This window comes from Paenibacillus sp. 7523-1, from assembly GCF_002276415.1.
GTDB classification, from domain to species: domain Bacteria; phylum Bacillota; class Bacilli; order Paenibacillales; family Paenibacillaceae; genus Paenibacillus; species Paenibacillus illinoisensis_A.
The window spans coordinates 1-273 of record NZ_NPBR01000049.1; the positions used below are offsets into that span (position 1 = coordinate 1).

At 45.1% G+C, this 273-nt stretch carries 2 tRNA genes; both read left to right on the forward strand.

The annotated features are described in order from the left end of the window. Positions 1–28: 28 nt before the first annotated feature. Positions 29–104 (forward strand) — tRNA-Thr (locus CHH60_RS29470). Positions 105–190: 86 nt separating this feature from the next. After that, a tRNA-His gene (locus CHH60_RS29475) sits at positions 191–266 on the forward strand. Positions 267–273: the final 7 nt, after the last annotated feature.

The following is a 273-nucleotide window of genomic DNA, read 5'->3' on the forward strand; positions in this document are numbered from 1 at the left end:
TTTTAATCAATTCCACACTTTACACCGTGCCGGTGTAGCTCAACTGGTAGAGCAACTGACTTGTAATCAGTAGGTTGGGGGTTCAAGTCCTCTCGCCGGCACCATTTATTACTTTCACATCTTAATCTATAGTAGAATGTATATTATAGACAAGGATGGGAATACTGAGATACTCTCAGGTTGAATTATGGCGATCGTGGCGAAGTGGTTAACGCACCGGTTTGTGGATCCGGCATTCGGGGGTTCAATTCCCCTCGATCGCCCCATGATTTT